Origin of the sequence: Pseudooceanicola sp. LIPI14-2-Ac024, assembly GCF_042188925.1 — a bacterium.
In the GTDB taxonomy this organism is placed as follows: domain Bacteria; phylum Pseudomonadota; class Alphaproteobacteria; order Rhodobacterales; family Rhodobacteraceae; genus Pseudooceanicola.
The window spans coordinates 3,317,358-3,333,034 of record NZ_CP170102.1; the positions used below are offsets into that span (position 1 = coordinate 3,317,358).

General features: G+C 66.3%; 1 protein-coding gene (only partly in view). It reads left to right on the forward strand.

All coding sequences use genetic code 11. The features are described 5' to 3' along the window. Positions 1-15,677, forward strand: partial view of a hypothetical protein gene (locus tag ACE2AC_RS16405; protein ID WP_375688498.1) — the beginning only. It continues 18,088 nt past the right edge of the window; only the first 15,677 of its 33,765 coding nucleotides appear in the window; it begins with the start codon at positions 1-3; its stop codon lies beyond the right edge, outside the window.

Consider the following 15,677-nt stretch of genomic DNA (forward strand, 5'->3'; position numbering starts at 1 on the left):
ATGGAGCCGCGTATCCTGCTGTCCGCGGATCCGATCTCGGTCTTCGCGGACGGCGCGACCGACGTCACCATCCGGGAAGTGGACGGCCCGACGGCCGGGACCCGGATCATCGAATTTGTTGACGGCGGGGGCGTGGTCCTCGAGTCCGTCGCAAAGGAACCCTCGACCCCCCTCTACGAATTCCAGCTCGACGGAACGGCAGCCGACGAGACCCTGACGGTGGACGCGTCGGTTGGCGACGACGTCCAATTGATCTTCAACTCGGGCGGCGGCACCGACACGCTGGTCGGCCCCGATACCGCGTCGATCTGGGCGCTGACCGGTGCGAACTCGGGTGTCGTCGCGGACACGTCCTCGTCTCCGGCCGACTGGATCTCGGGCGGTGCCGACGGTGCCTTCATGACCTTCACCGGCGTCGAGAACCTCCAGGGTGGCGAAGACCGCGACGTCTTCATCGTCAAATCGGACTCCGCGACCTTCACCAGCATCGATGGCGGCGCCCTCGCGGCAGGCGCTCCGGGCCCGGACCAGGATACGATCCTCGTCGGGTTCGACTTTGCAAACTACTCGGTCTCGGGCGGCAACCTGAAATCCGGAAGTGACGTTGTCCTGGGCTACGCCGGGATCGAACTCCTTCCGACCACGGGCAACCTGTCGCTGGACCTGACCACCGTGGCGGTCCAGGCGATCATCAGCTCGAACGGCAATTCGGACGACAGCAAGACCATCGACCTGTCGGCGCTGCCCGACATCGAAGGCGGGATCATCGTCGACACGGGCGGCGGCACCGACACTCTCACGCTGAGCGGCGGCACGTTCTCCGACATGCGGTTCGGCTATGACGACGGTGGCCCGGCGACCGACGGCAACGCAGGCTATGCCCGCGTCGTGTCCGACACCGAGGGCGCCTTCGTCATACGCTTCCGCAACGTGGACCTGCTGACGTCGACCGGTACGGCGGCCGACGTGGTCTTCGACCTGCCGACGACGGCGGTCACCGGCACCGGCGACGCGATTGGCCTGACCGTCGTCGCGGGGCCGGCGCTGAGGCTGACCGGACCGGCGTTCCAGGACACGACTTTCGAGGTCCCGTCCGGTTCGATCACCCTCAACGCGCAACACGCCGGCGACACGCTGACCGCCGACCTGACGGGCTCGGGTTTCACCGGGACGCTGATCCTCGACGGGGCGGCGGGGGGCTCGGACTTTGCCACCACGATCGTGTCCGGCATGGCGCAAAGTGTCGTCGCGCGGGGAACGGACGATGTGCTGACGGTGACCGGGGACGCGACGCAGGATGCGTTCACGGTCAGCGCGACCGAGGTCATCCCGCTCTATGCCGGTTCGGCGAGCGCCGCGAGCGCGGTGAGCGTGACCGGGACCACGCGGATCAACGTCGTGGCGGGGGCCGCAACGACCACGCTGAACCTCGACGCCTCGGACGGGGCAGGGGGGCAGTACGACGTCCTGCTGGGCAACAGCCTCGTGACGCTGGTCGACCCGGTCAGCGGTGACCCGGTGGTCGAGGTCGGGTTCGATTCCACCACGGTCGGACTGAACATCCTGGGCGACCCGCGCATCATCAACACGATCACGCAGGAAGAGCTCGAACAGGGCTTTGCCGCGTTGCGCGAATTCGCCCGCACGATCGAGAAGACCGGCGTGTTCGGCATGGCCCTGCCGGGGCTGGCCGACAAGGTGCCCTTCATCGTCGACGGCGAGGTGCTGACGGGCGGACAGGTGACGCTGGGCGGAGCGCTTGGTATCGCGAACGCCTTCGCGCGCATGGGGTCGGTCCTCGCCGACCAGATCACGACCGAAAGCTTCATCACCTTCGACGATCTCACCACCGCGCTGGAAGGGCTGTCGATCCTGCCCGCCGCGGGGACCGCTCCGGGCGATGCGACCTATCCGGACCTGTGGCAGGACCGCCTGCTGTCCGGCGACCTGGGCCTGGCGGCGATGGCGCTGTCCAACCTGAGCGTGACGCCCAGTTTCGACTACACCGCGAGCGGAGCGCCGATCCTGCGCTTCGACGTGAGTTTCGACGGCGCCCGGACGAACCAGTTCGACCTCGACTTCGGCACGGACGGCGAGTCCATCGGCATCGTGGTCGGCGAGACGGCGCCCGGCGGCGGGGGTGATCCCGTGTCCGATGCCATCGACGCGGTCGACTTCGAGGCCCTGCTTTCGCTCGACTTCGCCTTCGGCTTCGACCGCAGCGTCGGAGGCACCTTCTTTGCCGAGATCGCGAGCCTGTCGGGCGAAGGCGCGGTCCTCGAGAACGACCTCGATTTCGACCTCGATTACGGCTTCCTCGGAGCCTCGCTGCAGACCGGCGACGTGGTGTCCGTATCCGACGAGACCGGCGGCCTCCTGATCGATTTCGCTGCCAGCATGGTCGGCAGCACGGTGACGATCGGCGACAATGTCGATGGCAGCGTGACCGTCGACGGCGCGGACGGATCGCAGCATCATCTCGTCCTGCCCAGCAGCGGCACCTTCACGCTGACGGTCGACGGTGAAACGACCGAGGCCATCGCCTTCGATGCCACCGCCGCAGACATCGAGGCGGCGCTGGAACGCCTGACGACGGTGAACACGCAGATGCGGCTGGACGTGTCCGCGGACATTGACTTCGACGACACCGACGCGGCGCTGGACGGGATCGCCCTGACCCTGTCGGGCGACACGCTGGTGCCGACGGCCGCCAAGACCGCGCAGACAGCGAACGAGACCGAGGATTTCGCAAGCCGTTTCCAGCTGACACCCACGGCCACGGTCACCGGGCTCGGCACCTCGCTGAGCTTCTCGATCGAGGCGATCGGTGACGGGGTCCACGACGTCTATGGCGCCCTGCCCGTGATCCGGGCCAACGACGAGGCGCTCACCGATTTCAGCGCGGTCCTGTCGGGCGACGTCCTCGGGATGCTGACCGAGCTCGAGAATGCGCTGCGGGCCCTTTCGCAGTCCGACGCCTTCGCCGTGGACCTGCCGCTGGCCGATGTGCCCGAGCCCGTCACCTTCGACGCGGGCGCAGACGTGTCCGGCAACATCATCGACATCGGCCTGTCCGGCCTGAAGACGGGACAGGCGGTCACCTACATTGCCGGGGCCAACAGCACCGCCCTCGGCGGACTCGTCGATCGCGAGCGGTACTACGTGGTCAAATCGGGCGAGACCGGCGTGAAACTCGCCATGACGCTGGCCGATGCGCTGGCCAAGACCAACCTCGTCTCGCTGTCCGGCGGGACGGCGGGTCAGATCCAGGCCCTCAACCCGGTCAAGCCCGGCGCGACGACGCTGGGCGACCTCTACGACTTCGGTTCGGCCTTCCGGCAGGAGCTGACGGGATACCTGCTCACGACGCCGACCGACGACAACCCGGCCTCGGGGCCGTCGTTCGACACGGCGCAAGAGCTGGCGGCCCGGTTCTCGCAACATCCCGACATCACGGTGACGCCGCGCTACGTCGCGGCGTCGGGCGGGTCGCATGCCACGCTGACCTATGACCTGACCTGGGACCACACGCTGGATGTGGCGGGGCTGCCGGCAGACCTCGCCTTCGACCTGGGCGACCTGACCGAGGTGATGACCGAGTCCGGGCTGGGCGTCGGTGGCACCCTGAGCTTCAACCTCCGCTTCGGCATCGACCTGTCCGAACGGGCACCGATCACCCTGGCACCGCCGCAGCCGACGGCGGGGTCGGGCGAACTGACGGTGACCGCGGCCAGCGCCGATGCCAGCACCGTGGACACGCTCGGCGATGAGGTCAGCTTCGACCTGATCCTGAACAACGACCGCGGCAACCCGATCCCGATCACGTTTGCGGCCGGTGCGACCCTGGCCGAGATGCAGGACGCCGTGGATCGCGCCATCACCAGCGGTGCAGCCGAGCTTTTCGGCCTGGCCTTCCTCGCCGATGGTGAGACTCCGACAACCGCGATCACGGCGACCGGCCGCGACGCGGAACTGACGCTCGACCGCGATATCTCGTTCCGCTTGGCCATTGACACCGTCGGAGCCGAGGCTGCCGACCCGATCCTCGTATTCCTCGACGCGCAGACCTTTGCCAGCATGGCCGACCTTCAGGCCAAGGTGCAGACGGCGATCGATGTCGCCCTGAGCATGGACGACCAGGTCTTCCAGACCTCGGCTCTGGACGATAGCGAAGACAGCCTGACCATCCCGGGCCATGGTCTGAGCACCGGCGACGCGCTGTACTACGAACTCGATGGCGGCACTGCGTTCTCCGACCTGACCGCAGGGGACCTCTATTACGCGATCGTGCTGGATGCGAACACCATCCAGCTCGCCCTGACCTCGGGCAAGGCGCTGGACGGCGACCACGTTGCCCTGTCGGGCGGCGGTGCGGCCGACGATATCCATTACCTGCGTCGGCCCGACAGCCTGGCCGGCTCGGTCGAGGTGACGCTCGAGGATGCGGCGACCACCGACGGGCGTCTCGGGATCAGCCTGCGCACTCCGCCGGGATCGTCCCGCGTGATCGTGCCGGAATCCATCGCCATGCTGCGGGGCCTTGAAGCCGCCTACAGCGACGGCGACGTGAAAGTCGAATTCATCGACTACCTCGAGACCGACAGTACAGCCCACACCGGGACCGCGACGATCCAGCTGTCGCCGGGGTCTTCCCGTGTGAGTGGCCTGGCCTACCGGGTGGAGCGCCCGGTGGGTTCCGGCCTGCCGGTCGATGGCGAGCTGACGGGCGACGTAGCGTTCGACCTCCTGATTTCGTCCGGCACAGATGTCTACGTGCTGAACGCGTCGCTTGACGCGATCGACACGGACGGCAACGACACCGCGCCCGTGACGATCTCGGCCGCCGCCGCGCCGCCCGCGGCGGACCCCGGCGAGGATATCTTCTTCCAGCTCGACCTGACCACGCGGGTCGGGGACATCGCGCTGGACAGCGTCACGATCGACGCCGGTCATGTCGAGATCACGAAGACCGGTCACGGGTTCAGTTTCGGAGACAAGGTCCTTTACGTCGCTGGCGCGGCGGGGCCGCAGGGCGGGCTCGAGGACGGGGTGACCTACTACGTCGTGCCGACCGGGACGGACACGTTCCGGCTTGCGCTCAGCGTCGAGGACCCGTTCGACACGATCGTCGATCTCACCGGGGTCAGCGGCGGCACGCTGAAGTCGCTGGGTCATACCGAACGCCTGATGGTGCTCCTGCCCGAGCTGGGCGCGGGCACGCTGGGGCTGCCCACCGGTGGCGCCGCGACGGGGGCCAGCGTGACCGCCGGCAGTGCGCTGTCGCTGGTCGACGGCAAGCTCGACGGCGATCTCACCTTCGCGATGAAGCTGACGGCGGCGGACGGCACCAGCCCGCTGGTGCGCTATGTCATGGTTACCGAAGCGCAGACCGCCAACAACACCTCGCTCGCGGATTTCGTCGCCGACCTGAACCTCAGCCTTGCGCTGGCAATGACCGACCTTCCGGGCGGGCTGCCGAGCGACGTGGATCACGTCACCGCTTCGCTCGACGGGACCGGGAAGCTGGTGTTGACGGCCGAGACCGAAGCCGGGGCCGCGGCGAGCGCCAAGCTGTCGCTTCTCGACCTCGGCGCCACGCGCGGAAACGCGACCGCTGCCGATCTGGCGGACGACCTCGAGGACGCGCTGGCCGTGGGCATGTCCGTCGCCGGCCAGCAGACGGTGCTGGATGTCAGCATCGTGGGGGGCAAGCTGACGATCGCCGAGGCGAGCGCGGGCACCGACGTCATCGGGTTCAAGCTGATCAACACCGTGGACGCGGCGAGCCGCGTCGACGGGCTGGGCTTCGAACAGGACCAGGCGGCCGGGCGGCTGAACACGCTGGCGGCCGACCTGCAGGCGGCAATCGACGCGGCCATCGTCGACGCCGGCCTGGCGGCGACCTTGGGCGGCCAGATCGAGATCGTCGTCTTGGGCGATCCGACCGGCACCGGAGCGCAGATCGGGTTCCGCACGGCCGAAGGGTCCGGCCTGTCCGGGCTGCGGCTGATCGCCGATCTCGACAATGCCACCGTGACCGAACTTGGCTTCCGCAGCGTGGCCGATACCGGCGACGGTACGGTCGACGTGGCCGAGATCGCGCGCGGCAGCGTGGACCTGCCCAAGCGGGCGCGGTCAGACACGTGGTTCCTCGAGGAATTCGGCTCCAAGCCGCTGATCAACGCCGACATCACCATCGGGAACAGCAGTTTCGTCGGCACTGGCCGGCTTGGGTTCGTGAGCGTCGAACTCACCGGGGCGATCTCGGTGGAGTCCGACATCGACGTCGGGCTCTCGGCCGCGCGCGTCACCTCGGACACGTTCCGGCAGGACGCGCAGGGCGGGTTCGTCTTTGATGTCCAATCCTCGCTTGTCGACGCGGACTTCGATTTCTCAACTCTTCTGCTCGAGGAACTGGACGACGGCAGTATCGCGATCGATTCCGCCGGCTGGTTCCCGATGTACGGCGCGCTTGGCGTGGCCGCAGGTGCGGCAACGGCTGACGGCCTCGGTGGCTTCGTCCTGACCGGGGCACGTGCCCCCGCGGGCGTCAGCGCGAGTGAACTGGACTTCGCCTTCGACGTGTCGCTCGGTGGCGGAGCAGCGGTGCGCGCGGCAGGCAGCTTTGCCAATACCGACACCGCGGCGGCCAAGGCGGCGGCGGTGCAGGCCGCCCTGCAGACGGTCGATGCGGGCTTCACCGTCTCGGCCGATGCGACGACGGGCATCCTCACGATCGCGCATGCATCGACGGCTTTCGCTATGTCGGATGCCGGGTTCGAGGCGTACATCACCGCCAGCCTCGGGAAGCTCGCCCCGCTGGCCAAGACGAGCTTTGCCAACGTCGAACAGGGCCTGCGCGAGGCGTTGAGCCTTCTGCAGAACTTGCAGGACCCGCTGCTGGACACGGCTCTGCCGACGATCAGCGGGTCACTGAACCAGCTGCTGCCCTATGCCGACCAGTTCGAAGCCGCGCTCGAGGCGCTGCTGGCCGATCCGCCGGACACGATCGAAAAGCTGCCATTGCGGATCGCCGAGACTTTCGGCGTTACCCTGACGGCCTCGATGCTGCTCGGGCTGCGGGATGGCGACAGCGGCACGACGATCACCGGCGTGACCCCCGCCACCGACGTGAAGTTCGAAAGCGACCTCGTCTTCGACCTGACGATAGGCACGACCGACCTGCTGGGTGTCACGGTCATCGCCGGCGATGCCGAGGCCAGCGACCCGGACGACGTGGGCATGGCCGACAACGTCAGCCTCGCTGACCTGGCGAGCGACATCGAGGACGCGGTGAACGCGGCGCTCGCCGACGCGGGCGAGGCCGAGGACTTCGCGGTCACCGTCGTCAACGGACGCCTCAGCTTCTCGGCGGGTGGCAAGACGATCAACTTCAGCGACCCGCAAGAAATGGACCCGGTCACCGGTCTCATGCGGCAGGCGGGGGTGCGCGTTTACTACGTGTCCGAGCCTGATCCGCTGGATGCGAACAACCCCGACGTCTCGCTCAAGATCGCGTTCCCGTTCCTGGCGACGGTCAGCCGGTCCATCGGGCTCGAGCTGGATTTCGACGCGCTCGGCGGCCTGCCAGACGACGGGTCGGGCGATGACGACACCGGCAGCGCGCTGGTCGAGGTCCACGACCTCGTCGGGATCGGCGAAGGCTCGAACCTGGCCGTGCAGCTTGGCGCGAGCTTCGACCTCGTCTTCGGCATCGACCTGAACAAGCCGAAGGGCGTCACGGACCTCAACCTCGACATCGACTTCTCGTCCACCGACGGCGGGACGACCGTCTCGGACCTTGTCGCGCAGATCCAGTCCCAGGTCGACGCCGCGCTGGCGGCGACACCGGGCTACGAGGTCGGCGACGTGATCGTCGGCTTCGACGGCACCGACCTGACCTTTGCCCGCCCCGACGGGTCGCCGACCGGTGCAAGTGTCGATGTGGACAGCGATTTCTCCGCAAGTCTGCTGCCGGCCGACAAGTCTTTCCACCTCTTCGACGGGAGCGTCAGCGACGACGACAGTTACCGCATCGCCGCGGTCGCGCCAGTGTTCGGCTTTGCCACCGGGCAGAGCGGGGCGCTGATCAAGGCGGTGGTGAAACCCGGCGAATTCGGCGTTGGCCTGACCGATTTCCTTGTCGCGGACGCCAGCGCGCTGAAGCGCGACGTGTCCTTCCTGCTCGAGATCCGGGATCCGTCCGACGACACGCTGATGGCGATGCTCGACCTCACGGTCGTGACGGGCACCCTGGTCGCCGACCTCGACGAAGCATTGCAGGATGCGGTCGACAATGCCGGCTACGGCAGCCTGGTGACCGTCGGCACGGACGGCGGTTACCTGACGCTGACCGCGGATCCCTCCATCTCGCTCAGAACCGCGGCCAAGACGGTCATGGTCGTCGATCCCAACATCGACGACGGCGATGGCGGCACGGTCTTCGCAAGCGAGATCCGTCTGCCGGGGACCATCGGCGGAAGCTACGTCCTCGAGACGCCGCTGCTCGATGCGTCCGGCAACCTCGTCGTCGTCCTGGCCTCGGCAGAGGCCTTCACGACGGACACCGACACCGGCGTGCTGTCCCAGCTTGTCACGGTTCAGGCCGCGGACGGCACATTCCTGCTGAGCTACGCGGGTCAGGAAACGGTCGAGCTGTCGCGCAACGCGTCCGCGTCCGAAGTTGCCGCGGCGATCGCGAGGCTTGTCGACACCGGCATCGCCTTCGCCTCGGTCACGCGTGGTTCGGGTGTCGCGATCGAGACCATGCAGGCCGCCGACGAGGTCACGCCCGAGGTCCAGCGAATCACGGTCAATTCGAGCGTCACGGAACGCTCGCTCGGTTTCACCCTCGCGTTGGACAGTGTGCCCCTCGCCTCCGAGATGCTGGGCTTTGCAGGCGGCCAAGAAGCGACCGGCAGTCTTTCCGGTATCGCTGGCCTGCCGTTCGATGCGGATGGCGCGCTGACACTCGACTTCGGCGTGGGCTTCACGCTGACGACGGTTGATCCGGGCGTCAGCGAGGCGAGCAAGTCCGTCATCCTGGGTGCGGGAACCTACGACGACGAAACGGCCCTGCTCACCGCGATCAACGGCTTCCTGAGCGATCCGGCCTTCGGCGTCACGGCATCGATCTCCGCCGGGCGGCTGGTCTTCACCGCGACGGACTCCGACCTGGTGCTCGGCTTCTCGGACATCCGGAACGAGACTGCGCGCATTTCGTACCAAAAGTCCGACGCCGACAGCACGAAGCCGGTCACGCTGAGTGTCGACAACCTCGGCGCGCTCATCGGGGCATTGCCCGCGTTGCAGAGCCTGGACGGAACGGTGCTGGTCAGCCTCGTGGAGTACACGGACGTGGCGATCTTTGACGTCACGTTCGACGGGTTCGACGGCGTCGACATGCCCGCCTTCACGGTCTCGGGCGATTACTCCGAGTACATGATCGACGTGACGATCGAGGACGGCGAGACTTTCGCCGGTTTCACCGCCATCGGCGACATCGTGATGGCCCGGACCGAGGCGATTGCCTACAACGCCGACGCGAATGCGATCGAGGCCGCGATCAACGCATCGCAGACGCTGCTGGGAACCGACCTCGTCGTCGTGAATCCCGCCGATGAAGGCGTCTTCACGGTCGCGTACACGCTGACGAACGACCCCCGCCCGGATCCGGCCGCGCTGCCGATGCTGTCGGTGATGATGGACGACCTCGTGCACGGGCTGCGCATCGGGCTCGACCTCGAGGGGGCGACCGCGCCGTCGCTGGACACGTTCCTCTATGCCGATACCGCAACGCAGGATGGCACGAAGCTCAGCTTCAACGTCTCGGCGATCAATGACGACATGGAATTCGCGGCGCTGGCCGCGCCCGCGAGCATCTACATTGACGGCTACACCGATGGCGGCGGGACCGAGGTAAAGGCCCATTCGCGCCTGACCGCCAGTATCGACGTCACCTTCGGCGACGGGTCTGAGAAGCGGCTCGATGTCGACACCCTGGTGGACGACCTGACCGGCGATCCCGACCGCCGCGACTACGTTGTCGTGGACATGGATGCCGAGGCGGATCTCGACGTGCTGCTGCCGATCTTCCTCGAAGAGGACGGCGAGAAATACGGCAACGACCTCGTCCTCAAGATCGGCGGTCAGACCAACGACCTCGAGGATTACATCCTGTCGCTGCGCGACTACGCGGTCGGCATCCTGCCGATGGCGCCGGACCCGAACTACCTCGGGACCTTCGACGCCCCGGCGCTGGCGGCGCTGGCGGCCGAACTGTCGGGGCTGGGCGACCAATTCCTCGAAGACCCGCAGGTGCTGATCGACGGGCTGGACGTGTTCCTGAGTTCCACCCAGGAGCAGTTGATAGACCAGGTGGCCAACACGGATGTCCCGCTGGTCGGGGCCGGGCTTGAAGACCTGATGGACGTCCTGGGCTTCAGTGACGAACTGCTCGAGATCCTCGACTACATGATGCGCCGGGGCGACCCGGCGATGTCGCCGACCCAGTTGCTGAAACAGGCGCTGTTCGACTTCTTCGGTCCGGGCAAGGACGACGTGCGCACCGGGAACACGATCCAGACGATCGAGGTCCAGACCACCCCGTTCTTCTCGGTGTTCCCGGATGCGGTGACGGTGGCGACGGCCACCAACGGCAACAGCACGACGAAAGAGGTCCAGACCGTCACTGTCGATGGCGATGCCAACCAGTACCGGCTCAACTACCTCGGGTTCCGCACCGGCGTGTTGAAGACCGATGCCAGCGCGCAGGACATGGAGGACGCGCTGAATGCGCTGGCCACCATCGAGCTTGACGGCGGCGTCACCGTCGCCAAGTCCGGCAAGGTCTACACGATCACCTTCAACGACAACGGCGACCGGTCGGAACTGATCGTGCCGCTCGACCAGACCTACACCCTGCGCCTCGAGGATGCGGGGGCCGACGTCGCCACCGTGCAGACGGCCAAGGGCGTCTTCGTCACCCGGCTGGACCCCGACGCGGGCGGCCATGAACAACAGTTTCTGACCCTCGACCGCGCGACGGTGACGACGTTCCGTCTGAGCTACCTCGGCGAAACGACGGCGGCGATTTCCGTCGACGCCACGGCGGCCGAGATCAAGGCCGCGCTCGAAGGGCTGTCGACGCTGGACGAGGCCGTGACGGTCACCGCGTTCGACGGCGACAGCGACAAGGCGCAGTACACCATCACCTTCGGGGGCGGCGAGGGCAGTGCGCTCCTCGGCACGGATGGTCGGAACGAGATCCAGACCGTGTCGCTGGCGATGCTGGAGGACAGCGAGGGATCGCTGCGGCTGAGCATCGACGGGCAGGAAACCTTCCCGATCAACGTGGTGGGTCCGACGACGGATCCGGGCGCCGGTGGCCCACTCTACGGTTTCACCCGTGGCACCGACATCAACAGCGCCAAGGCGCAGCAGTTGCGCGATGCCATCGCGCTCGGCGCACAGAACGCGCTCGAGGATATCCTGGGCGTCGGCAACGTCCGCGTCGCGTACTACGAGATCCCCAACGGCGGACCAACGGACGCGGCCTACGACAAGTATTTCACCATCGAGTTCGTCAACGAGCTGGCCGGCAAGGACGTGCAACTTCTGACCAGTGACGCGAGCGGCCTTCCGGCGCCACGTTTCGAGGTGCAGGTCGAGGCGGATTACACCGACAAGGAACTGCAGGCCGCCATCGAGTTGCTGCCGAACATCGGTGCAGGCAACGTCAAGGTTTCGACGTATCGCAACCAGTACGTCGTCGAGTTCGTCGGGCTCCTGACCAATGTCGATGTCTCGACGATGTCTGTCGATCCGCTGAGCTCGGGCCGCGTCAAGATCGTCAAGACGGCGAGCGGCGGGATCGGCGACATCGCCGTGCCCTTCGTCACCGCCGATGGGCGCGAAGTCGGTGCGCTGAACATCCTCAAGAAGCTCAACCCCGACGATCCGACGCCGCTGAACCGCGATGACATCTCGCTCAAGCTGATCGAAGAGGCGAGCAAGTTCAGCACCGACGGGACGACGACCGCCAATGGCCTTGAACGGTTCAAGAGCGCGCTGGACATCCGCCGCACCAAGGCGGTCGAATTCTCGATGAACCTCGGGCAGACCGACATCCTCGAGAAGCTGCTCAAGGACAACCAGCCGGCTGTCGACCTGAGCTTCGAGCTGGGGCTGGGCGATCTGTTCGACTTCGACCTCGACGCGGTCCTCGATGTCGATCTCGGCTGGGATTTCCGGTTCAACTTCGGCATCGGCGAGAACGGGTTCTACACCAACACGGATGTCGAGTACGGCAGCCTCGGAAAGCTGCCCGAGATACAGGTGACCCTGGCGGCCCAGCTGAAGGCGCCGGGCGACGAGGTGCAGCACATCGTGCTCGGCGCCAATTCCGGTGTCTTCGCGGTCGGCGTCACGCAGGAGGCGGCCTCGACCGCCGCCACCATCGACATCGGCGCCCATGGCCTGATGACGGGCGACATCGTGCGCCTCGACACGGACGGGACACTCCCGGATTCGCTGACGGACGGCGGGATCTACCGGATCCTCACGACCGAAGACGCTGACCTCGTGCGCCTGTCTTCGGCGGTGCTGTCGTCGGATGTCCTCGGATTCACCGATGGCCAGGGCAGCAGCGCCCAGGGCGGGGACGAAGTCATGACCGCCGACCGGGCCTTCTCGGCACCGGCGGAAGACACGGACGTGGCCTTCATCCTGCGTTACCAGGGAGCTCGCTACGTCGTCGAGATGACGGTCGGCAGCGCCGACACGGTGGCGACCGTGGCGAGCAACCTGCAGGACCTGCTGGACAGCGTGATCGGCGACGGGCTGGTCACCGCCAGCGTGGACACCGGCAAGCTGGTCCTGACCAGCAATGGCACCCTCGGCTTCTTCGAGGAACTCGATGGTCTGAACCTCGGCCGCCTGATGAGCGGCAGCGTCTCGCTGCCCCAGGTGTACGGCAGCGGTACCCATACGCTGACCCTGTTGTCCGCGTCGGACCGGAGCGACACCGGAACCGAGCACACCTTCACGACGACGGAGATGAACAGCGGCTTCCTGCTGAAGGTGGAGGGCCTGACCGCCGAAGACATCGTCGAGGCGCTGACGGACAAGAGAATCACGATCACCGAAGACCGGACCGCTTCGACCGAGGTGAGCGGAAGGTCGGAGATGCTGGATTCCGACAACCTCCAGGTCGAACAGATCGGCGGCGAGTCCGGCATCTGGAAGATCAAGTTCGTCGGCAATCTCGCCGGCGAGGACGTCGCGCTGCTCTTCATCGATGGCCAGCACCTGGTGGATTACGATTCCCCCGGAACCGGGGTGGTCGAGCAACAGAAGGACGAGGTGCCGCTCAGCTCGATCACCGGGTTGCCCAGCCCGGCGGCGGCCGAGGGGACGCTCTTCAGCGCGCTGGGCTTCCAGGCCAAGGACATCATCCCCGGCTACGGAGAGACCGATCCGCAGAAGCAGCAGACCCGTATCTCGGCCGTCTTCAGCGTCGACATCAAGGACCCGGACAAGAGCCTGCTGCAACTGCCGGTGCCCAAGGACGGCGTCCTGACCAAGGACTACAAGCTCACCGTCAAGCTGCCGATGAAATCGGCGACCGGAGTCGCGTCCGAGCTTGATTTCACCTTCACCGTCACGCGGGCGAACACGCTCACCAACAACCAGGTCGACGTCTACGGCGAACGCAAACCGATCGAGCGCTTGACCGCGGACGTTCAGCGCGCGGTCGACGTGGCCATCGGGGCATTGCCCAAGACCCACGGGATCGAGGTCGGCGACATCACGGTGGTCTTCGATCCGATCAAGGGCGGCTTCGACCTCAAGATCGCGGACCAGGGCGCCAAGGTTCGAGTCAGTTCGCTGGCCGCGCAGGCGCTGGTGAAGGTCGAGACGCTGCAGGACGGGTCCCTCATCGACGGGGTGAACGAGGAACAGCTGTTCATCTTCAGCTCGATCGCCGAGGCGTCGGCCAGCGATCCGTTCCAGCTGACCTGGACCTACAACGGACAGAGCTTCGCGCCCGGCAAGGGCCTCATCACCGAGCTCTCCGTGGCGGGCATCACCCGCGCGCTCGAGGATCACCCGCTCCTGGATTCGACCAACTTCAAGGTGGAGTCGATCGACGCGTCGGCTGCGGACAAGCTGACCATCGGCTCCAGGCTCAAGGAGTTCTTCGACGGCAAGCCTCTGTTCAAGGCAGGCACGAAGTTCTTCAAGATCTCGTTCTCGGACAGCGCGACCGCGATCAAGAACAACCTCGGGCGCAAGCTGCTGCCGGAACTGGCGCTGTCGCAAAAGTCGTCCGAGGGCAAGGTCACCGACAAGGGGACCTACACCAAGCAGATCATCACCTTCTCGAAGGACGCCTTCGAGGATCCGAACGCGAAATACGTGCTGGGCTACGCTGGCACCGCGCTGAACAACACCTACCTGACCAAGGACAATCTCGATCCTGCCAACAAACCGGCCGAGCTGATCGAGAACCGGATCACTGAGCTGCTGCGCGAGGCGCTCAAGACGGACACCACGCCGTACAAGCTGTCGGACGGCGCCATCACGGTGAAGCGGCTCACCGACCTGAGCTACGAGGTCACGTTCCGCGGGAAGGAGTTCGAAGGCCAGGAAATCGACACGCTGGTCATCCAGAAGTATCGCGCGGAGACCAACCTCAAGGACGGCAAGACCGTCCTGCGCGCGGGCGTCGACGCGACGAAGACCATCAAGGTCGACGAGGACGGCGACCAGCTGACGTTCTCCGAGCTGATCTCTCAGCGCTACAAGGCCAAGGACAAGATCGAGGCCAAGGTCAGCGTGGATGCACGCGCCAACCTCGCGCTCAAGATCTACGTCAAGGACGGCGACAGCCGTAACGCGTCTCTCCCCGAGATCGGCGCCAACTTCCATTACTCGAAGAACCTGTTCCAGTACTCGACCGCGCCGGGCAGCGCCGCCCTGAGCCGTCGGGGCAACGCGCCGATGCCGATCCAGAACAGCGCCGGCGAGATCGGCAAGCTGGACGAGAACCAGACCTTCTACCTGACGCTCGAGGGCACGACGACCGAGGAGGTCGAGGTCCTCATCCGGGCGATCGACACCGAGAACTTCGACAGCCTCGACGACCTGATCGCGCATATCCAGCGCAAGGTGGAAACGGCCCTGCAGTCGACGAGCTTCCGCAGCTCGGTTGCGGTTCAGTGGAACAACGAGCTGCGCCGCATCGATTTCGTCGCGGATTCGGATGCGCGCGGCGGGCTGCGCAACGTGACGTTCTCGCTCGACACCTCGGCCAAGGTCGGCTTCACGGACGTCGGGATCTACCTCGGCTCCTTCATCGGCGATTTCGCCGGGCCGTTCCTGGGCAGCATCCAGAGCATCGTCGAACCCTTTAACTTCCTGATCGGACCCGACGACGGCCTGCTGACGCGGCCGATCCCGGTCCTGTCGGACCTGGCCAACGAGGACGTCACGTTCCTCACGCTGGCGAACGCCTTCGGCACCAACAACACCTCGGCCATGCTGAACCAGCTGATCGAGATCAACCGCCTGATGAACCAGGTCGAGGCCGCCGAAGCGGATGCCAACACGCCGGGCAGCGAAGCCTTCATCAAGCTGGGTGACTTCGACTTCGGCGCGATCGAACGCAAGAAGGA